19 protein-coding genes are annotated in these 19365 nt (G+C 73.1%); 9 read left to right on the top strand and 10 right to left on the bottom strand.

Translation table 11 applies throughout. The features are described 5' to 3' along the window. Positions 1–43: 43 nt before the first annotated feature. Positions 44–325 (top strand): DUF3892 domain-containing protein, encoded by a 282-nt coding sequence (locus ACWDVW_RS03910; RefSeq protein ID WP_449944466.1) that lies wholly within the window; start codon positions 44–46, stop codon positions 323–325. Positions 326–615: 290 nt separating this feature from the next. After that, the gene (locus tag ACWDVW_RS03915) at positions 616–855 is read left to right on the top strand and encodes a DUF5522 domain-containing protein (protein ID WP_449944467.1); all 240 of its coding nucleotides are present in this window, start codon (positions 616–618) and stop codon (positions 853–855) included. 4 nt (positions 856–859) lie between these two features. Here the strand turns inward: ACWDVW_RS03915 and ACWDVW_RS03920 are convergent, their stop codons facing one another. Then, positions 860–1549, bottom strand: a complete 690-nt coding sequence (locus ACWDVW_RS03920) for a metal-dependent transcriptional regulator (protein WP_449944470.1) — start codon at positions 1547–1549, stop codon at positions 860–862. 97 nt (positions 1550–1646) lie between these two features. On the opposite strand from ACWDVW_RS03920, the gene ACWDVW_RS03925 reads away from it, so the two are divergent. Genes ACWDVW_RS03925 through ACWDVW_RS03935 form a run of 3 tightly spaced genes read left to right on the top strand, consistent with a single transcriptional unit; the run spans position 1647 to position 6297 of the window. After that, the gene (locus ACWDVW_RS03925) at positions 1647–2501 is read left to right on the top strand and encodes a sulfurtransferase (RefSeq protein ID WP_449944472.1); all 855 of its coding nucleotides are present in this window, start codon (positions 1647–1649) and stop codon (positions 2499–2501) included. A gap of 37 nt (positions 2502–2538) precedes the next feature. Next, complete coding sequence (locus ACWDVW_RS03930; protein WP_449944474.1) at positions 2539–3720, top strand: acetoin utilization protein AcuC; 1182 nt, start codon at positions 2539–2541, stop codon at positions 3718–3720. Positions 3721–3744: 24 nt separating this feature from the next. After that, positions 3745–6297, top strand: coding sequence for a bifunctional acetate--CoA ligase family protein/GNAT family N-acetyltransferase (locus ACWDVW_RS03935; protein ID WP_449944476.1), 2553 nt, complete (start codon positions 3745–3747; stop codon positions 6295–6297). A gap of 48 nt (positions 6298–6345) precedes the next feature. Here ACWDVW_RS03935 and ACWDVW_RS03940 read toward each other — a convergent pair whose 3' ends face one another. After that, entirely contained in the window at positions 6346–6762 is a 417-nt protein-coding gene (locus tag ACWDVW_RS03940; RefSeq protein WP_449944478.1) for a VOC family protein, read from the bottom strand. Between the two features lie 162 nt (positions 6763–6924). Beyond that, positions 6925–7935: an RNA polymerase sigma factor SigB gene (gene sigB, locus ACWDVW_RS03945; RefSeq protein ID WP_449944479.1), complete on the bottom strand. Its 1011-nt coding sequence runs from the start codon at positions 7933–7935 to the stop codon at positions 6925–6927. A gap of 274 nt (positions 7936–8209) precedes the next feature. On the opposite strand from sigB, the gene ACWDVW_RS03950 reads away from it, so the two are divergent. Continuing rightward, positions 8210–8998 carry a sporulation protein gene (locus ACWDVW_RS03950; RefSeq protein WP_449944481.1) on the top strand — a complete coding sequence of 263 codons (789 nt, stop codon included), beginning with the start codon at positions 8210–8212 and terminating at the stop codon, positions 8996–8998. A 57-nt stretch (positions 8999–9055) separates the two neighbouring features. Here ACWDVW_RS03950 and dtd read toward each other — a convergent pair whose 3' ends face one another. Together dtd and ACWDVW_RS03960 are read right to left on the bottom strand one after the other, a co-directional pair. Beyond that, positions 9056–9478, bottom strand: coding sequence for a D-aminoacyl-tRNA deacylase (gene dtd / locus ACWDVW_RS03955; RefSeq protein WP_449944483.1), 423 nt, complete (start codon positions 9476–9478; stop codon positions 9056–9058). Further along, positions 9478–10962, bottom strand: a complete 1485-nt coding sequence (locus ACWDVW_RS03960) for a DUF7782 domain-containing protein (protein WP_449944486.1) — start codon at positions 10960–10962, stop codon at positions 9478–9480. The genes dtd and ACWDVW_RS03960 overlap by 1 nt, the downstream gene beginning before the upstream one ends. Before the next feature lie 178 nt (positions 10963–11140). Here ACWDVW_RS03960 and ACWDVW_RS03965 point away from each other — a divergent pair, with 178 nt between their 5' ends. After that, a complete protein-coding gene (locus ACWDVW_RS03965) occupies positions 11141–12361 on the top strand; it encodes a S8 family serine peptidase (protein WP_449944489.1) in 1221 nt (406 codons plus the stop codon). 107 nt (positions 12362–12468) lie between these two features. Here ACWDVW_RS03965 and ACWDVW_RS03970 read toward each other — a convergent pair whose 3' ends face one another. The 3 genes from ACWDVW_RS03970 to ACWDVW_RS03980 are packed head-to-tail and all read right to left on the bottom strand — an operon-like array spanning position 12469 to position 16244. Further along, a complete protein-coding gene (locus ACWDVW_RS03970; RefSeq protein ID WP_449944491.1) occupies positions 12469–13527 on the bottom strand; it encodes an ABC transporter ATP-binding protein in 1059 nt (352 codons plus the stop codon). Positions 13528–13581: 54 nt separating this feature from the next. Beyond that, positions 13582–15138 carry an ABC transporter permease gene (locus ACWDVW_RS03975; protein ID WP_449944864.1) on the bottom strand — a complete coding sequence of 519 codons (1557 nt, stop codon included), beginning with the start codon at positions 15136–15138 and terminating at the stop codon, positions 13582–13584. A gap of 44 nt (positions 15139–15182) precedes the next feature. Beyond that, positions 15183–16244 carry an iron ABC transporter substrate-binding protein gene (locus tag ACWDVW_RS03980; RefSeq protein WP_396745436.1) on the bottom strand — a complete coding sequence of 354 codons (1062 nt, stop codon included), beginning with the start codon at positions 16242–16244 and terminating at the stop codon, positions 15183–15185. Positions 16245–16365: 121 nt separating this feature from the next. On the opposite strand from ACWDVW_RS03980, the gene ACWDVW_RS03985 reads away from it, so the two are divergent. Both ACWDVW_RS03985 and ACWDVW_RS03990 read left to right on the top strand, forming a co-directional pair. Continuing rightward, a complete protein-coding gene (locus ACWDVW_RS03985; protein ID WP_431729042.1) occupies positions 16366–16947 on the top strand; it encodes an HhH-GPD-type base excision DNA repair protein in 582 nt (193 codons plus the stop codon). 88 nt (positions 16948–17035) lie between these two features. Then, a complete protein-coding gene (locus ACWDVW_RS03990) occupies positions 17036–17392 on the top strand; it encodes a DUF3099 domain-containing protein (protein WP_396691590.1) in 357 nt (118 codons plus the stop codon). Between the two features lie 59 nt (positions 17393–17451). Here the strand turns inward: ACWDVW_RS03990 and ACWDVW_RS03995 are convergent, their stop codons facing one another. Both ACWDVW_RS03995 and ACWDVW_RS04000 read right to left on the bottom strand, forming a co-directional pair. Beyond that, positions 17452–18393 carry a carbohydrate kinase family protein gene (locus tag ACWDVW_RS03995; protein WP_449944495.1) on the bottom strand — a complete coding sequence of 314 codons (942 nt, stop codon included), beginning with the start codon at positions 18391–18393 and terminating at the stop codon, positions 17452–17454. Beyond that, positions 18390–19325 carry a pseudouridine-5'-phosphate glycosidase gene (locus ACWDVW_RS04000; RefSeq protein WP_449944497.1) on the bottom strand — a complete coding sequence of 312 codons (936 nt, stop codon included), beginning with the start codon at positions 19323–19325 and terminating at the stop codon, positions 18390–18392. The genes ACWDVW_RS03995 and ACWDVW_RS04000 overlap by 4 nt, the downstream gene beginning before the upstream one ends. Positions 19326–19365: the final 40 nt, after the last annotated feature.

Consider the following 19365-nt stretch of genomic DNA (forward strand, 5'->3'; position numbering starts at 1 on the left):
GCTCCATGTCACAAAAACTGACACACAGAGTGAGGAAGAGGTCATGGCAATCAAGATTACGGCTATCCGCCTGTCGGATGGCGCGGCTCATGAGCACATCGTTTGGCTCTGGTGGGAGAACCCCTCGACAGGCGCAACCGGGAACAACTCCCGAGCGGCCCTTATCGAGTGGATCGAGTCCCAGGGCGGCAAGGCGTATGTCGAGGACAGCCGCGGCAACCGAGCCGACGTTGGTGTTGTCAAGCCGACGTACGGCGAGAAGTACCTGCGTACGCACGCTAACGGTGTCTGGACCGATAACCTTCTGGCGTTGCCGAGGCAGTAAGCCTTCGTTCTCGCCGCCCCGTGCCCTTTTCGGGGCGGCGAGAACCTGCCTGTCCACGTTTGGCTCAGCTTCGGCCATGGGCAGTAGGCCTGATCCTGGCGTTAGCGACGCTTCACAGGTCTGGACCGGGGGGCGCGGAAGTGGGATCGCGAAGGGCAGGCGTCTACGTGTTCTCCAAGATCGGCGCGGCCGCGAGGATGTTGGTAGGGGCCCGCTGTGGCGTGGTGGGGGTGACGTGCTGCGTTGGCGCGACCCGAGCGGGAGAGGGGTCGTTGCCTAGACTGCGCGGGATGAGTGGAGAGCGAAAGCCCCTGGCGGCGCGGCCTCTGCGCGAGCCGCACCCGTCCCGGCTGTCGCCTGGGCACCCCGGCCGTGCGGGGATCATCGCCGCGCACGACGCGGCCCTGGCCGCCGGGGACGCCGGCTACCTCGACCCGGACACCGGGCTGTTCGTACTCAGTGCCGGCTTCCTGGCCCGCCGGGGAACCTGCTGCGGCCGGGGCTGCCGGCACTGCCCGTACGTGGAGTGAACGGTCAGGCGGCGGCGACGAAGACCCGGGAGGCGACCTCGCGGGGCAGTCGGACGCTCTCGCCGGAACGGTCGATCGACACCCCGTCCCGCTCCTGCGCCACGGTGACGGTGGCCCCCGGGTCGACCCCGGCGGCGTGCAGTTGGCGGAGCACCTCGGCGTCGGTCTGCACGCTCTCGCAGATCCGCCGGACGATCACCTTGCCGCTCAGGCCGGGGAAGGCGAGGTTGCGCTCGCTCTCGGCGGTCTCCGGCTCGCTCTGGGTGGGCGGACCGAGTTCGTCCAGGCCCGGGATGGGGTTGCCGTACGGCGACCGGGTCGGCCGGTTGAGCAGGTCGTAGACCCGCTTCTCGACCGCGTCGCTCATCACGTGCTCCCAGCGGCAGGCCTCTTCGTGGGCCTCCTCGTAGGGCATCCCGATCACGTTGACCAGCAGCAGCTCGGCGAGTCGGTGCTTGCGCATCACCGAGACGGCGGTGGCGCGGCCGAGGTCGGTGAGGGTGAGGTGCCGATCGCCCTCCACGGTCAGCAGGCCGTCGCGTTCCATCCGGGCGACGGTCTGGCTCACGGTGGGGCCGCTCTGGCGCAACCGTTCAGCGATCCGGGCGCGTAGCGGCGGCACTCCCTCCTCTTCGAGTTCGAGGATGGTGCGCAGGTACATTTCGGTCGTATCGACCAAGTCGTGAGACTTCATGGTGTCAGCGGCCCTCCGGCATCGATGGTACCCTGCCGCACCCCGATCGATGGTCACCGAACCGCCGCCGTCGTCACTGATGGTGTTGACTGGGTGCATGTCCGGTACAGACGATCTTCTGGTCGAGGCGCGGTCGCTCGCCGCGGAACTCGACGCTGCCGAGCCGCCCACCCTGCTCGACGTACGGTGGCGTCTGGTCGGCCCACCCGGCCGGGACGACTACGCGGCCGGGCACGTTCCGGGTGCGGTCTTCGTCGACCTGGACACCGCGCTCTGCGGCCCGCCCGGTCCGGCCGGCCGGCATCCCCTGCCCGACCCCGAAGCCCTGCAGGCGGCGCTGCGGGCCGCCGGGGTCCGCGACGGTCACCCGGTGGTGGTGTACGACGGCGGTGACGGCATGGCCGCCGCCCGCGCCTGGTGGACGCTGCGCTGGGCGGGCCACCGACCGGTACGCCTGCTGTCCGGCGGCTACCCGGCCTGGCTGGCCGCCGGCCTGCCCACCAGCGACGAGGTGTCGACGCCCGGACCCGGCGACGTGACCGTCCGTCCGGGGGCGCTGCCGGTGCTCGACGCCTCGGCCGCCGCCCGACTGGCCGCCGGTGACGGGGTGCTGCTCGACGTGCGGGCGGCGCCGCGCTACCGGGGTGAGCAGGAGCCGATCGACCCGGTCGCCGGGCACGTCCCGGGTGCGGTGAACGTGCCCGCCCCCGAGTACGTCACCGAGGGCCGCTTCCCCGCCGTCGAGGTGCTGCGGGACCGCTTCGCGGCGGCCGGGGTGACCACCGGTGTGCCGGTGGGCGCGTACTGCGGCTCCGGGGTGACCGCCGCGCAGGCGGTGCTCGCGTTGCACCTGGCCGGGCGTGCGGACGCCGCGCTCTACGTCGGCTCGTGGAGCAACTGGGTGGCCGACCCGGAGCGACCGGTGGCCACCGGCCCGGAGCCGACCGCCTGATCAGGCCGGATGTCCGGTCGCGTGCGACCATGGGCAGATGTCCGACGACACGGTGGTGATGTGGGACGAGTCGCTGCTCGCCTACGACCTCGGCGACCACCCGCTCGATCCGGTCCGGGTGGAGCTGACTCTCGCACTCGCCTGGGAACTCGGCGTGCTGCACCGGCCCGGAGTCCGCATGGTCAAACCCCACCCGGCCGACGACGAGTTGCTCAGCCGGGTGCACGACCCGCGCTACCTCGGCGCGGTCCGGATGGCGCCGCGGGAACCCTTCTTCACCGGCTTCGGTCTGGGCACCTCGGACAACCCGGTCTTCCAGGGGATGCACGAGTCGAGCGCGTTGATCGCCGGAGCGACGGTGGCCGCCGCCGAGGCGGTGTGGCGCGGTCAGGCCCGACGCGCGGTCAACGTGGCCGGCGGCCTGCACCACGCCATGGCCGACCGGGCCGCCGGTTTCTGCGTCTACAACGACCCGGCGGTGGCCATCGCCCGGCTGCTCGACCTGGGCGCGGAGCGCATCGCGTACGTCGACGTCGACGTGCACCACGGCGACGGGGTGCAGCAGATCTTCTGGGATGACCCTCGGGTGCTGACGGTCAGCCTGCACGAGACCCCGCTCGCGCTCTTTCCCGGCACCGGGTTCCCCGACGAGACCGGTGGCCCGAACGCCGCCGGCACGGCGGTCAACGTCCCGTTGCCGCCCGGGGTGGAGGACGCCGGCTGGCAACGGGCCTTCCACGCGGTCGTGCCGTCGGTGCTGCGCGCGTTCCGCCCGCAGGTGCTGTTCACCCAGTGCGGCGCGGACGCCCACCGCGTCGACCCCCTCGCTGACCTGCACCTGTCGGTGGACGGGCAGCGCGCCACCTATCTGGCGTTGCGGGCGCTCGCCGACGAGCTGTGCGACGGCCGGTGGGTGGCCACCGGCGGCGGCGGGTACGCGCTCGTCGAGGTGGTGCCCCGGGCCTGGACGCACCTGCTCGCGGTGGCCACCGGCGCGCCGCTGGACCCGGCCACGCTGACTCCGCAGGGCTGGCGTGACCTGGCCCGGGCCCGGCGACCCGGCACCGACATCCCGCTGCGGATGACCGACGACGTCGACCCGAGCTACGAGCCGTGGCAGCCCACCGGCGAGCCGAACCCGGTGGACCGGGCCATCGCGGCCACCCGGAAGGCCGTCTTCCCGCTGCTCGGCCTCGACCCGCACGATCCACGCGACTGAGTCGGCCGGGGAGGGCCGCCCGAGGTGACCACAACCGAACCAGCCGTGGACGTGCTGCTCAGTGACGGCAGCACCGTCCAGTTGCGACCTATCCGTCCCGCTGACGCGCCGGGGATCGTGGCGATGCACTCCCGGTTCTCCGAGCGCACCCGCTACCTGCGGTACTTCTCGCCGTACCCGCGGATCCCGGAACGGGACCTGCAGCGCTTCGTCAACGTCGACCACCGGGACCGGGAGGCGTTCGTGGTGCTGGCCGGCGATGAGATCGTCGCCGTCGGTCGGTACGAGCGGCTCGGCCCGGCCTCGCCCGACGCCGAGGTCGCGTTCGTGGTGGAGGACGCCTACCAGGGGCGCGGCATCGGCTCGGTGCTGCTGGAACACCTCGCCGACGCGGCCCGGCGCAGCGGGATCGTCAACTTCGTGGCCGAGGTGCTGCCGGCCAATGGCGCGATGCTGCGGGTCTTCGCCGACTTCGGCTACCAGATCCAGCGCCAGTTCGCCGACGGCGTGGTGCACCTGACCTTCCCGATCGCGCCCACCGAGGCGACCCTGGAGGTGCAGCGCGGGCGGGAGCACCGCACCGAGGCCCGGTCCATCGCCCGGCTGCTCGCCCCGCGTGGCGTGGTCGTCTACGGCGCCAGCGCCACCGGCCAGGGCGTCGGCGCGGCGGTGCTCGGGCACCTGCGCGACGGCGGGTACACCGGATCGGTGGTGCCGGTGCACCCGACCGCCGCCCGGGTCGCCGGGCTTCCCGCGTACCCGTCGGCGGTCGACGCCGACCTGCCGGTCGACCTGGCGGTGGTGGCGGTGCCGCCGGAGTCGGCGCCCGAGGTGGTCGCGGACGCCGCCGCGGCCGGCGTACACGGGCTGGTGGTCATCTCGGCGGGCTTCGCCGAGGCCGGGATGGCGGGCGCCGCCGCGCAGCGCACGCTGGTGCGCGCGGCCCACGCGGCGGGCATGCGGGTGATCGGCCCCAACTGCCTGGGGGTGGCCAACACCGATCCGGCGGTACGCCTCAACGCCACCCTCGCCCCACGGCTTCCGGAGCCCGGGCGGGTCGGCATCTTCAGCCAGTCGGGCGTGTTCGGGGTGGCGTTGCTGGCCGAGGCGGACCGGCGCGGTCTGGGTGTGTCCAGCTTCGTCTCCGCCGGCAACCGGGCCGACGTCTCCGGCAACGACCTGTTGCAGTACTGGCAGGACGACCCGGACACCGACGTGATCATGTTGTACCTGGAGACCTTCGGCAACCCGCGCAAGTTCGCCCGGTTGGCCCGACGGATCGGCCGCGACAAACCGGTGGTGGCGCTGGCCTCCCCGGCCCGTCCACCCGGTCTGGGCGACTCCGCCGGCCCGGACGAGACGGCGGTGAGCGCCCTGTTCGCCCAGTCCGGGGTGATCCGCGTGGACACCGTCGCCGAGCTGCTCGACGTCGGGGCGCTGCTGGCCAACCAACCGCTACCGGCCGGGAACCGGGTCGGCGTGGTCGGCAACTCCTCGGCGCTGACCGGGCTGGCGGCCACCGCCTGCGCGGCACAGGGCCTGCGGGTCGCACCCGGGTACCCGGTCGACGTCGGCCCCCGGGCCGGCGCCGCCGAGTTCGGTGCGGCGCTCGCCGACGCTGCCGCCGACGACTCGGTCGACGCGCTGGTGGTCCTCTTCGCACCACCGTTGCCGGGGCAGCTCACCGACACCGAGGCGGACTTCGCCGCCGCGCTCGCCGCGCCCACGGCCGACAAGCCGACGGTCGCCACCTTCCTGGTCGGTCGGGCGCCGGCGGGGACACCGGCCTACCCGAGCGTGGAGGAGGCGGTACGCGCACTGGCCCGGGTCACCGCGTACGCCGAGTGGCGGCGTCGTCCGGCCGGCGTACTGCCCGAGCTGCCCGACGTCGATCCGGTGGCGGCGCAGGTGGCGCTGCGGGCGGACGGTGGCGATCCGGAGGCGCTGCTCGCCGCGTACGGCATCGACGTGGTCGAGTCGGCGCGGGTCGACTCGGTCGACGCGGCGGTCGACGCGGCGACGCGGTTCGGTTTCCCGGTGGCGCTCAAGGCCGCCGCCGGTGGTCTGCGGCACCGCCTCGACCTCGGTGCGGTCCGCCTGGACCTGCCCGACGTCGACACGGTCCGCCGCGCCTACGCCGAGCTGGCCGCCGCGTTCGGCGCGGACGTGCTGGTGCAGCCGATGGTGCCGCCCGGGGTGGCCTGTGTGGTGGAGCTGGTCGAGGATCCCGCGTTCGGACCGGTGGTGGGCTTCGGCCTCGGCGGGGTCGCCACCGACCTGCTCGGCGACCGGGCCTGGCGGGCGGTGCCGTTGACCGACCGGGACGCGACCGAGCTGGTGGACGCCCCACGCGCGGCGCCTCTGCTGCGGGGCCACCGGGGTGCCGCCCCGGTGGACCGGGCGGCCCTGGCCGACCTGCTGCTGCGCATCGGGCGGCTCGCCGACGAGCAACCCCGGGTACGCGCACTGACGCTCAACCCGGTGCTGGCCCGCCCGGACGGGTTGTCCGTGCTGCACGCCTCGGTCCGCACCGGCTCGGCCGCCCCCCGCCCCGACACCGGCCCCCGCCGTTTGTGAAAGGAGGGGTCCCCTACTAACGCCTCGTGTATAGCAGGGGTCCCCTCCTTACATCTCGGTCGCGCGGGCGGAGATCTGCTGGACCGCCCAGGAGTTGCCGTCCGGGTCGTCGAAGAAGACGAAGCCGACGTTGTCCAACGGGTGCGGCGTCGGGCTCGGGTTCTGCCCGAGCACCTGGATCTCGCTCACCTCGACGCCGCGCTCGCTCAGCTCGGCGCGGGCCTTCTCCAGGTCCGGCACGACGAGCTGGATCCCCTTGAGCGAGCCGGGCGGCATGTACGGCAGCGGCCCGGTGCCGATCACGATCGAGCAGCCCGAGCCGGGCGGGGTGAGCTGCACGATGCGGCCGTTGTCACCCATCACCGTGTCGTGGTCGACGGTGAAACCGACCCGGTCGGCGTAGAACGCCTTGGCCCGGTCCACGTCGGAGACCGGCACGACGACCACTTCCAGCGTCCAGTTCACGATCAGTCCTCCTGGTGCCCGCGTCGACGACTCGACGTCGTGCACCCACTCTGGACGATCCGTAGTCCGTTCGGCCCACGCGACACGAGCCGCGCACGAAACCGCCCCGGCACACGACATCGGCCCCGGCGCACCGCCGGGGCCGATCGCACACCAGTCACGTCAGGAGGCGTACGCCTCCAGCCGCTGCGCCCGCTCCGGGGCACGCAGCTTGAGCAGCGTCACCTTCTCGATCTGCCGGATCCGCTCGCGGGACAGTCCGAACTCACGGCCGACCTCGTCCAGGGTACGCTGCCGGCCGTCGTCGAGGCCGAACCGCAGCCGGATCACCGCCTGCTCGCGCTGGGAGAGCGTGGCCAACACGATGCTCACCTCGTTGCGCAGCTCGCCCTGGGCGGCGGTGTCGCCCGGCCCGCCGGCCGGGTCGGCGGCGGCGACGAAGTCACCCAGTGCGCTCTCCCCGTCCTCGCCGACGGCCTGGTCCAGGCTGACCGGCTCCCGGTCGTACGAGATCAGCTCGATCACCTGGAACTCGGGTACGTCCAGCGCGCGGGCGACCTCGGCCACCGTGGGCTCCCGACCCAGCGAGACGGACAGCTCGCGGCGGGCCCGGACCATCCGGTTGACCTGCTCGACCATGTGCACCGGGATGCGGATGGTGCGGGCCTGGTCGGCCATGGCGCGGGTGATGGCCTGGCGGATCCACCAGGTGGCGTAGGTGGAGAACTTGTAGCCCTTGGTGTAGTCGAATTTCTCGACGGCGCGGATGAGGCCGAGGTTGCCTTCCTGGATGAGGTCGAGGAAGGCCATGCCACGGCCGGTGTACCGCTTGGCGATGCTCACCACGAGGCGCAGGTTCGCCTCCAGCAGGTGGTTCTTGGCGGCCCGACCCTGCTGCGCGACCACTTTCAGGTCGGCGTGCAGGTCGGCCGAGAGCGGGGTGCAGGTGGACAGCTTCTCCTCGGCGAACAACCCGGCTTCGATCCGCTTCGCCAGGTCCACCTCTTCGGCCGCCGTGAGCAGCTTGGTCCGGCCGATCCCGTTGAGGTACGCGCGAACCAGGTCGGTGGAGACGCCACGCTCGTCGGTGGCGTCCAGGTCGGTAAGGGTGTCGACGCCGTGCTCCGCCTCGGTGCCGGCGCGCATCCGGTGCTCCATCATCTGCAGGGCCATCTCTGTCTCTCCCCGTGTCCACGTCCGTGCCGTGTCGCCCCGGCCCATGTGGCGGCCGGTGACACACAGCTTGGCGGGTGAGGCGTAAAACGGGAGTGAGGCGATCGGAGAACCGACAGTGACCGTTCCGTTACCCCCTCCTTGCGGGCGGGTGTGCTGGTTCGGCAGATGCGACTTGGCGGTGCCGGTTACCGTGCCAGCGGTCGGCCGTCGGGCCGACGCAACCCCGTACCCCGGGTGCCCGGGGTCGGGCGACCAAGCGACGGAGGCAATGGTGGTCTTCAAGCGGCTCATGCAGGCGATGGGAGTCGGCGGCCCGTCCGTGGAGACGGTGCTGACGAACCCGAACTGCCGGCCGGGCGGGGAGCTGACGGGCAGCATCGCGGTGACCGGAGGCGAGCACGGGGTGGACATCTCGTACGTGGCTCTGGGGTTGATGACCCGGGTCGAGGTGGAGAGCGGCGACAACGAGTACAACACGAATCAGGAGTTCCACCGGCAGCAGGTGACCGGCCCGTTCCGCCTCGAGGCCGGGCAGCGCTACGACGTACCGTTCCGGTTCCCGGTGCCCTGGGAGACCCCGGTCACCCAGCTCTACGGGCAGCACCTGCACGGGATGACGATGGGGCTGCGTACCGAACTGGAGGTGGCCCGCGCACTCGACAAGGGTGACCTGGACCCGGTGGCGGTGCACCCGCTGCCGGCGCAGGAGAAGCTGCTGGAGGCGTTGCTGCGGCTCGGTTTCCGGTTCGCCCGGGCCGACGTCGAGCGGGGGCACATCTACGGCGTGCACCAGACGCTGCCGTTCTACCAGGAGATCGAGTTCTACCCCGCGCCGCAGTACGCGGGTGCGATGAAGCAACTGGAGGTCACCTTCGTCGCCGATCCCCGGCAGATGCAGGTGGTGCTGGAGTTGGACAAGCGTGGTGGCCTGCTGACCGAGGGCCGGGACGTCTTCGGCCGGTTCACCGTCGACTACGCCACGATGGACCGTACGGACTGGGCGGCGCAGCTCGACGGCTGGCTGCGGCAGTCCCTGCAACGTCGGGGACTCTTCGGCTGACCGCTGACCACGAGGTGGGCGGGCGCCGTGATCCGGGCCCGTCCACCTCGTGAGGCGTCACAGGTCGAGGAGGATGGTGCGCGGCCCGACGTTGACGCTCTCCACCAGCATGTGCGCCCGGAAACGGCCGGTGGCGACCGTCGCGCCGCGTTGGCGCAGCGCCTCGACCACCGCGTCGACCAGCGGCTCGGCCACCTCGGCCGGAGCCGCCGCGGTCCAGCTCGGACGGCGTCCCTTGCGGGCGTCGCCGTAGAGCGTGAACTGGCTGACCACCAGGATCGGCGCGCCGACGTCGGCGGCGGACCGCTCGTCGTCCAGGATGCGCAGCTCGTACACCTTGCGGGCCAGGGTCCGGGCGGTTTCGGTGGTGTCCGTGTGCGTCACCCCGACCAGCACCAGCAGCCCGTCGTCGATCGCGCCGACGACCTCGCCGTCGACGGTGACGCTGGCGCTTCCGACGGTCTGCACCACCGCCCGCATCAGGACCGCACCGGCTCGATGAAGCCGCGCTCGACCAGGTGCGCCACGATCGGTCCGGCCGCCTCGGTGAGTTCGCCCGGCGTCACGTCGTGCGCGACGGCGAGCAGTGCGATCTGGTCGCGCAGCGGCAGGCGCCCGTCGGCGCCACCCACCAGCGCGAGTACCAGTGGATCGATCTCCTCGGTCCAGCGCAGCCCGTGCGGCATGGTGAGGACCTGTCGGTCGACGCCCCAGCCGTCCGCGCCCATGGTCGCCTCCTGCCGCAACTGGAGCCCGTCGGCGGCCCGGTAGCGGGCGTCCAGCAGCCCGTCGCCGCCTTGCCGGCGCAGCCAGTCCTGCCGGTCGAACCAGGTCGCGACCCGGTCTCCCATCGGAGCCTCCACCCGTTGCCGCAGGTCCTCCACCCGCAGCACCGGGTGGTCGTGCCCGCTCCGGCGCAGCGAGACGACGCCGAAGCCGATCGCCTCCACCTTGTGCGCGTCGAACCAGTCCAGCCAGTCGGCCATCCGCTGCGGGTCGGCCGCCTCGCCGACGTCGGTGAGCCAGAGGTTGACGTACGCCATCGGGTCGGCGACCTCGCGCTGGATCACCCAGGCGTCCAGGCCGGTCCCGGCGAACCAGCCGGCCACCCGCTCGCCCCAGTCCTCACCGGCGACGTGCACCCAGTTCGCGAGGTACTGCATGGTGCCACCCTCGGTGAGCAGGCCGTCGGCGGCGGCGGCCAGCTCGGCGCCGATCGCGTCACCGACCCGCCCGGAGTCGCGGTAGACGTGCGTGGTGGTGCCCGGCCCGACCACGAAGGGCGGGTTGCTGACCACCAGGTCGAAGCGCCGTCCGGCGACCGGCTGCACCATGTCGCCGCGCAGCAGCTCCCACCGCTGGCCGTTGAGCGCGGCCGTGGTGGCGGCGAACCGCAGCGCCCGCCGGGAGACGTCGGTGGCGGTCACCTGCCGGGCGTGCGTACTCAGGTGCAGGGCCTGGACGCCGGAGCCGGTGCCCAGGTCGAGCGCGCTCTGCACCGGCTGCCGGACGGCCGCGCCGATCATCGTCTGGGTCGCCCCGCCGATGCCCAGCACGTGCTCGGCGTGCAGGGGCCGACCGGGACGGGCGCTGGCCGGCACGTCGGCCAGCACCCACCAGTCGTCGCCGTACGGTTCGAGGTCCAGCCCCATCCGCAGCCCGTCGCCGTACCGTTCGACGATTCCGGCGGCGAGCGCCTCGTCGAGCGACAGCGGCGCGAGCGCGGCGGCGACGGCGGCCTCCGGCTCGGTCTGCTCGCAGATGAAGACCCGGATCAGGGTGGCGAGCGGGTCACCGTCGGCGGTGGCGCGCAGCGCGGCCCGGAAGTCGTTGCGGGCCACCCCGCCGGTGGCCTGCGGGCCGAGCCGGGTGGCGATGCCGTTGGCGGTGAAGGCGGCTCGCGTCAACGCGGTCCGCAGCGCCTCGACGCCGGCGGGGGAGAGGAGCATGTCGTGTCCGTCCACACCGCCATCCTGCCTGGTGACGACGGGGAGGGGAGCGGGTGCCCGTGACAATCTCAATCAATCGACGAACATCTCTGTCATATTCATCGATCTAAGGCTAGCATCTCCTCCATTCGAGTCCATGGGATGCGCCGTCCGGCCATGACCCGGTCGGCCGTTCCGGTTAGGGAGGCAGACGATGTCCTCAGGGTCCATCGCGCGACGGCACGTCATCCGGGCGCTCGCCGTCGTCGCCACCGCGGCGGCCGTATCAGCGGCCAGCACCACCGCGGCGGTCGCCGCACCCACCGGCGAGATCCGCGGCGCCGGCGCCGCGAACGCCGTCAGCGGCAGCTACCTCGTCGTCCTGCGCTCCGACGCGGTCGGCGCCGCCGGTTCGTCGGCGGCTCGCACCGCAGTGCCGGACCGGGCCACCGCCCTGGTCCAGCGGTACGGGGGCAGCGTCTCCGACACCTACTCCGCCGCGCTGACCGGCTTCGCCGCCAAGATGACCGCGAAGCAGGCGGCCCGGCTCGCCGCCAACTCGGCGGTCGCCTACGTCGAGCAGGACCAGGCGTTCACCGTCCAGGCCACCCAGACCAACCCCACCTGGGGCCTGGACCGCATCGACCAGCGGAACCGCCCGCTGAGCGGCACCTACACCTACCCGAACACGGCCTCGAACGTGCGGGCCTACATCATCGACACCGGCATCCGCACCACGCACAACGAGTTCGGTGGCCGGGCCACCTGGGGCACCAACACGGTCGACTCCAACAACACCGACTGCAACGGCCACGGCACCCACGTCGCCGGCACCGTCGGCGGCGCGACGTACGGCGTGGCCAAGTCCGTCCGCCTGGTCGCGGTGAAGGTGCTCAACTGCTCCGGTGGCGGCACCACCGCCAGCGTGGTCAACGGCGTCAACTGGGTGACCGCCAACGCGGTGAAGCCGGCCGTGGCGAACATGAGCCTCGGCGGCGGGGCCAGCAGCACGATCGACAACGCGGTGGCCAACTCGATCGCCTCCGGCATCAGCTACGCGGTGGCGGCCGGCAACTCCAACGCCAACGCCTGCAACTACTCGCCGGCGCGTACCTCGACCGCCATCACCGTCGGCTCGACGACCAGCACCGACGCCCGGTCGTCCTTCTCGAACTACGGCTCGTGCGTGCACATCTTCGCGCCCGGGTCGAGCGTGCTGTCCGCGTACCACACCAGCAACACCGCGACCAGCACGCTGAGCGGCACCTCGATGGCATCCCCGCACGTGGCCGGCGCCGCCGCGCTCGTGCTCTCGGCCAACCCGTCCTACACCCCGGCCCAGGTCAAGAGCTACCTGACCAGCAACGCCACCACCGGCGTGGTGACCAGCCCGGGCAGCGGCTCGCCGAACCGCCTGCTGTTCGTGGTCAACTGACCCTGACGCACACCGGCCCGGCGGACGGCACCACCGTCCGCCGGGCCTCCGTGTGAGCAGGGAGAGCCAGGCCGACCGACGGCGTCGGACCGGACCGCCGGCCGAGGTCAGGCGGCGAGATCGACCGGTGCCCGGCGGTCGGCGTCCACCGGGAAGACCCGCGCCGCGCCGTCGACCCGTACCCCGACCTCGCCGTCCATCGGTACGGCGGCGCCGTCGAGCACCCGGGCGGTGATCGCCGTACCGTCGCCCAGCCGCAGGCCGACCAGCGCGTCGTGACCGTGGAAGTCGTGCCGCAGCACGGTGCCGGTGACCCCGCCCGCTCCGGCGGCCAGGCGGATCTGCTCCGGTCGGAGCAGCACGGTGACCGGCCCGTCGGCCACCGCACCGGCGACCGGAAGCACCCCCAACGCGGTCCGGGCGGTGCCGCTCTCGACGATCGCCGGCAGCAGCACCGCGTCACCGACGAAACCGGCCACCCAGGGATCGGCCGGCTCCCGATAGACCGTGGTCGGCGCGGCGGCCTGCACCACCCGTCCGTCGCGCAGCACCACCACCTTGTCGGCCACCGACAGCGCCTCACCCTGATCGTGGGTGACCAGCACACCGGTCGCCCCGTCGGCGCGCAGCGCCTCGCGTACGTCGTGCCGCAGCCCGGCGCGCAGCCCCGCGTCCAGGGCGCTGAACGGCTCGTCCAGCAGCACCACCGACGGCCGGGGCGCGAGCGCACGGGCCACCGCGACCCGCTGCTGCTGCCCGCCGGAGAGCTGGTGCGGCATCCGGTCGCCGTACCCGGCCAGCCCGACCAGCGCCAGCACCTCCTCGACCCGGTCGGTCCGTCGGGTGGCCCGGTCCAGCCCGTAGCCGACGTTCTCGGCGACCCGCAGATGCGGGAAGAGGGCACCCTCCTGGGGCACCACCGCGATGCGGCGTCGGTGCGCCGGCAGGTGCCGACCGCCGCCCGCGACCACCGCGCCGTCGATGCGGATCTCGCCGCCGTCGAGCCGCTCGAAGCCGGCCAGGCAGCGCAGCAACGTGGTCTTACCGCAGCCGGACGGCCCGAGCACTGCGGTCAACTGCCCGGACGGCACGCTGAGGTCGGCGCCGGCCAACGCGGTGACCCGCCCGTACCGCTTCACCACACCGTCGAGCACGACCTCACTCATGCCACCCCTCCACACTCATGCCACCCCTCCACTCTCGTTGCGTGCGTTCTTCGTTCATGTGCCGCGTTCCCGGTCGAGCAGGCCGCTGCGGGCGACCAGCAGCCAGGTGGGTACCGCCGAGATCAGCACCAGCAGCGCGGCGTAGGGGGCCGCCGCCGCGTAGGCGCCGACGGCCGTACTCGTCCACAGCTCGGTGGCGAGGGTGTCCGTGCCGGTGGGGCGCAGCAGCAGGGTGGCCGGGAGTTCCTTCATGCCGGTGAGGAAGACCAGCGCGGCCCCGGCGCCGATGCCCGGCAGGGTGAGCGGCAGGGTCACCGTGCGCAGCACGGTCCAGGGGCCACGGCCGAGCGACCGGGCCACCTCCTCCAGGCCGGCGGGGGACTGGGCGGCCGCGCCGGCCACCGCGCCGACCGCCAGCGGCAGGAAGAGCGTCGCGTACGCCAGGGCGAGCAACCACCGGGTCTGATAGAGCGGGTACGCCACGTTGATCCCGAAGAAGATCAGCGAGAGTCCGATCACCACGCCGGGCAGGGCGTGGGCCAGGTACGCCAGCCGGTCCAGTGCGGTGGTCAGCGGACCCGGCGCCCGCGCGACGAGCAGCCCCAGCGGCAGCGCCAGCAGCATGGTGAGCGCGGCGCCGGCCAGCGAGACGGTCAGCGAGTTCCCGGCGGCGGTGAGCACCTCGGGCAGGGCGCCCGGGCGGGACACCCCGGCGGCGAGCCGCCGCCCGAGGCTGACCGCCGGTACGCCGAGCGCCAGCGCGGCGACGCCGGTCAGCACGGCGATGGCCGGCCAGCGGGCCGACCCGAGCGCCAGCCGGGGTGCGGGACGGCGGGTGCCGCCGAGCCGCGCGTACCGGGCGCCCCGGCGGCGGGTGGCGGTCTCGCCGGTCAGCAGCACCACCGTGAGCACCACCAGCACGCTGGAGAGCACCAGCGCGCCGGTCCGGTCGAAGCCGAGGTCGAAGGCGACGAAGATGGCCCGGGTGAAGGTGTCGGCGCGCAGGATGGAGACCGCGCCGAAGTCGGAGAGCACGTAGAGGGCGACCAGCAGCGCACCGGCGGCGGTGGCCGGGCGGATCTGCCGCAGCGTCACCGCGGTGAAGGTCTGCCACCCGCTGCGCCCGAGCGACCGGGACACCTCCTCCTGCGCCGGGTCCGCGCCGCGCAGCGCCGCCGCGACCGGCAGCAGCACGTACGGGTAGGAGCAGAGGGTGAGCACCAGCGCCGCCGGCCAGAACCCCTCCAGCCGGGGCAGCGCGGAGACCCAGGCGAAGGCGGCGATGTAGGTGGGTACGGCCAGCGGCAACGCCGCCAGCACGGCGAAGGCCCGGCGGCCGGGCAGGTCGGTCCGGGTGACCAGGAACGCGGTGCCCACGCCGAGCAGGACGCACGCCGTGGTGACCACGGCGGCCAGTCCGAGACTGCGCAGGGCGAGCAGCGCGACCCGTTCGGTCCACAGCTCGGCGACGACCGCGTCCCAGCCCGCCTCGGCGGTGCGTACCCCGAGGTAGGCCAGCGGGATCAGGGCGACGGCCACCGCGGCGGTCGAGGCCGCGAGCAACGCCGGCCGTGGCGCCAGTCGCCGGAACCCGCCGGGTACGCCGGACAGGGCCGACCCGGATCGGGACGGCCCTGCGACGGAGGGTGGTGCGGTCAGGGCACCAGGCCCGAGTTCTTGATCATGGTGACGGTGGCGTCGAGGGTGTCCAGGTCGTTCAGGTCGATCTGCGGCACCGCCAGCTCGGACAGGGCCGGCACGTACGCCGGGGACGGCACGCCGTCGATCACCGGGTACTCGTAGGTCTGCTCGGCGAAGAACGTCTGGGCCTCGGTGCCGAGCAGGAAGTCCACGAACTTCTGCACGTCGGCGTTCTCGGCGGCCCGCTTGAGCACGCCGACGCCCGCGACGTTCACCAGCGCACCGGTGTCACCGCCGGAGAAGAAGTGCAGCTTGACCTTGAGCGCGTCCGGCGTGGTGCCCTGCTCCTTGGCGATCTCACCGAGGTAGTAGTGGTTGACCAGGCCGGCCGGGATCGTGCCCGCGCCGACGTCCTCGAGGATCTTGCCGTTGCCGTCGCGGATCTGCGGGTCGTTGGCCTTGAGGCCGCTGAGGAACTGCTCGGCCTTGGCGTCGTCGTGCTGCACCCGGATGGCGGTGACGAACGCCTGGAACGAGGCGTTGGTCGGGGCGACGCCGACCTTGCCCTTCCAGGCCGGGCCGGTCAGGTCGAACACCGAGGCGGGCAGCTCCTCGGCCTTCACCAGGTCGGCGTTGTACGCCAACACCCGGGCGCGGGCGCTCACGCCGACCCACTGGCCGTTGCCGGCGCGGTAGGACGCCGGCACCTTCGCCGTGGTCTCCTCGGCGAGCGTGGTGAACATGCCCTGCTTGGCCACGGTGCCCAGGGCGCCCGCGTCCTGCGCGAAGAACACGTCGGCGGGGGACCGGTCGCCCTCCTCGACGAGCTGGGCGGCGAGCTGCGCGGTGTTGGCGTACCGGGCGTTGACGGTGATGCCGGTCTGCTCGGTGAACTTGTCCAGCAGCGGCTTGACGAGCTGCTCGTTGCGTCCGCTGTAGACGGTGATCGACTTGTCGGTCGACTGGCCCGAGTCTGCCGCCGCGTCCTCCTCACCTGATCCGCAGGCGGCCAGCCCGACGGTGAGCAAGCTGGCGGCGAGCAACGCGCCGGTGGTACGGCGGGTGAGAAGCACGATGAACCCTTTCCTCTGCGGCCCGGGACGACCGAGCGCCGAAGTTAGCACAGCCTAACCTAATCCGGAATCAAGCTGAGTGTTGGATCACCTGCTGCCGGCCGGGGCGGGCAGGATGAGGGGCATGACACTCGCACTGCCCATCGACCCGGAGGCGAACCGGCTGCTCACGCAGAGTCCGCTGGCGCTGCTGACGGGGATGGTTCTCGACCAACAGATCTCGATGGAGAAGGCGTTCTCCTCGCCGTACGTGCTGGCCCAGCGGCTCGGTCACGACCTGGACGCCCGGGAACTCGCCGAGTACGACCCGGAGGCGCTGGTGGCCCTCTTCGCCCAGCCGCCGGCGCTGCACCGGTTCCCGAAGGCGATGGCGGCCCGCGTGCAGGAGGTCTGCCGGGCGCTGGTCGACCGGTACGACGGTGACGCCGCCCGACTCTGGGCCGACCCCGCCGACGGTGCGGAGCTGCTCGCGCGGATCACCGCCCTGCCGGGCTTCGGCCGCCAGAAGGGGCAGATCTTCCTCGCCCTGCTCGGCAAGCGGTTCGGCGTACGGCCGCCGGGCTGGCAGGAGGCGGCCGGCGGCTACGGCGAGCCGGAGGTCCACCGGTCGGTGGCCGACGTCACCGACGCCGAGTCGTTGCGCCTGGTCCGGGAGTACAAGCAGCAGCAGAAGGCGGCGGCGAAGGCGAAGGCCACCGGGGGCTGAGCGGCCGGGCGAGGCGACGGCCCGAGGAACGTCGTCGCGGGCCCGGTCGAGGTGACAGGATGGGAGCGACCCCTCGAGGAGGTACACGGTGAAGCATCAGGCGTACCGGCCGATCCTCATCACCGACGCCTCGCGCAGCCAGAACGACCAGCTCACCACCCGGCAGCGGCGGTACGTCGCGATGATGGGCGTCCGGGTGGCGTGCGTGATCGCCGGCGCGATCCTGGTCGGCACGCGGGCACCCCTGCTCTGGCTCTGGCTGCCGCTGGTGGCGCTGGGCATGATCGTCGTCCCGTGGCTCGCGGTGCTGCTGGCCAACGACCGGCCGCCGAAGGAACAGCACCGGCTGATCGGCCGGTCGGCACGGCGGCAGCAGCAGGAGGCCCCGCCGATGAGCCTCACCGCCGAGGAACGGCCGCACAAGGTCATCGACGCCGAGCCCTGACGCAGTCCCACCCGGGCAGCACTGGCCCGGCCCGGGCAGGACTGGTCGTCGTAAGCGGTTCAGCCGACCGGCCGGGCACCCACCTGGGAGACCGCCGCCGCGCCGAGGTCGGTGGCCCGGTTCAGGGCGGCCTCCGGAGTCGCCCCGGTCAGCCAGGCGGCGAGCAGCCCGGCCGCGAAGGCGTCACCCGCTCCCGTCACGTCCACCACCGCCACCCGGCGGGCCGGTGAGGTGACGAGCGTGCCGGTCCGCTCGACCCAGGTGGCGCCCGCCCCGCCGCGCTTGACCACCACCCGTCGCGCGGTGGCGGCCAGCGCCCGTCCCTGGGCCGCCGGATCCAGTCCGCCGGCCAGCACCGTCGCCTCGTCGGTGTTCACCAGCAGCAGGTCGACCCCGCGTACCCAGGACAGGAAGGCCGCCGCACCGACGGCCCGCAGCGGCGCCGCGGAGGCCGCGTCCACGCTTGTGGTGAGGCCGCGCTCGCGGGCGGCGGCCAGCGCGTGCCGACCCGCCGGGCGGGACTCCGGGTCCAGCAGCGTGTACCCGGACAGGTGCAGGTGGCTCGCCTCCGGCGCCTCGGCCAGCGCCGCGTCGACCTGCTCGGGGCACAGCCCCACGTTCGCCCCGCGCTCGGTGACCATGGTGCGTTCGTCCCCACCGGCCAGCACGATCACCGTGCCGGTGCCCATCCCGGCCACCGTCCGCACCGCGCAGTCGACGCCCACGGCGGTCAGTTCCGCGATCCGGTCCCGTCCGGCGGCGTCGTCGCCGACGGCGCCGACCAGCGTCACCGGCACGCTCTGCGTGGTCAGCCAGGCGGCGGTGTTCGCGGCCTGCCCGCCGCCGGTGAACCGGATCGACGCGGGCGTGTCCGTGCCCCGCGCCAGCGGGGCGGTCAGCACCGCCACCACGTCGGTGATCACGTCACCGACGACCAGCACCCGGCCGGCGGCGCTGCCCCGGCGTGCTCCGGTGCCGGTCCGTACGCCGGATCCGCTCACGCCGTGGCGCTGTCGCGCCGGGTGGCGGCGGCCACCGCGATCCGGGCGGCGAGATCGGCGTTGCGCAGGATGATCCGGACGTTGACCGCCAGGCTGGCGCCTTCCGTGGCGGAGTGGAAGTGGGAGAGCAGGTACGGGGTGACCGCCTTGCCGCTCACCCCGTCGCGCTCCAGCCGGGCCAGTCCCTCGGCGAGGGTCCGGTCGTGCAGGTCCGGGTCGAGTTGCTCGTCGACCGGCAGCGGGTTGGCGACGACCAGACCACCGTGGTGCACGCCGTGCGCCTCGCGGGCGGCCAGCGCGTCCGCGATCAGCTCCGGCGAGTCGACCGACCAGTCCAGGTCGAAGCCGCTGTCGGTGATGAAGAAGCCCGGGAACCGGCGGGTGCGGTAGCCGACCACGGCCACCCCGAGGGTCTCCAGGCGCTCCAGCGTCGCCCCGACGTCGAGGATCGACTTGACCCCGGCACAGACCACCGCGATCGGCGTCCGGGCCAGGGTGACCAGGTCGGCGGACTCGTCGAAGGTCTGCGCGGCCTCCCGGTGCACCCCGCCCAGGCCGCCGGTGGCGAACACGCCGATGCCGGCCCGAGCCGCCACCGCGCTGGTCGCGGCCACGGTGGTGGCACCGTCCGCGCCGGTCGTGGCGGCCACCGCGAGATCGCGTACGGAGAGTTTGGTCACGTCCTCGGCGGTGGCCAGCCGGGTCAGCTCGGCGTCGTCGAGGCCCACCACGAGTTCGCCGGAGACCATCCCGATGGTGGCCGGGACCGCGCCCGCGTCCCGGACGGCCTGTTCGATCTCTCGGGCCACCCGAAGGTTGTCCGGCCGGGGCAGGCCGTGCGAGACGATGGTGCTCTCCAGGGCGACCACAGGACGCCGCTCGCGCAGCGCCTGGGCCACCTCGGTGCCGTGGCGAAGGTGAAAGTCGGTCACAGTCGCCCACGGTACTGCCGCCACCCCGGTGACCTCAGGT

The organism is Micromonospora sp. NPDC003241, from assembly GCF_053589795.1.

Excerpts from the sequence above, each read along its gene's own strand:
- ACWDVW_RS03910 (WP_449944466.1), top strand. The coding sequence starts at position 44 with ATGGCAATCAAGATTACGGCTATCCGCCTGTCGGATGGCGCGGCTCAT.
- ACWDVW_RS03915 (WP_449944467.1), top strand. The coding sequence starts at position 616 with ATGAGTGGAGAGCGAAAGCCCCTGGCGGCGCGGCCTCTGCGCGAGCCG.
- ACWDVW_RS03920 (WP_449944470.1), bottom strand. The coding sequence starts at position 1,549 with ATGAAGTCTCACGACTTGGTCGATACGACCGAAATGTACCTGCGCACC.
- ACWDVW_RS03925 (WP_449944472.1), top strand. The coding sequence starts at position 1,647 with ATGTCCGGTACAGACGATCTTCTGGTCGAGGCGCGGTCGCTCGCCGCG.
- ACWDVW_RS03930 (WP_449944474.1), top strand. The coding sequence starts at position 2,539 with ATGTCCGACGACACGGTGGTGATGTGGGACGAGTCGCTGCTCGCCTAC.
- sigB (WP_449944479.1), bottom strand. The coding sequence starts at position 7,935 with ATGGCCCTGCAGATGATGGAGCACCGGATGCGCGCCGGCACCGAGGCG.
- dtd (WP_449944483.1), bottom strand. The coding sequence starts at position 9,478 with ATGCGGGCGGTGGTGCAGACCGTCGGAAGCGCCAGCGTCACCGTCGAC.
- ACWDVW_RS03965 (WP_449944489.1), top strand. The coding sequence starts at position 11,141 with ATGTCCTCAGGGTCCATCGCGCGACGGCACGTCATCCGGGCGCTCGCC.
- ACWDVW_RS03970 (WP_449944491.1), bottom strand. The coding sequence starts at position 13,527 with ATGAGTGAGGTCGTGCTCGACGGTGTGGTGAAGCGGTACGGGCGGGTC.
- ACWDVW_RS03985 (WP_431729042.1), top strand. The coding sequence starts at position 16,366 with ATGACACTCGCACTGCCCATCGACCCGGAGGCGAACCGGCTGCTCACG.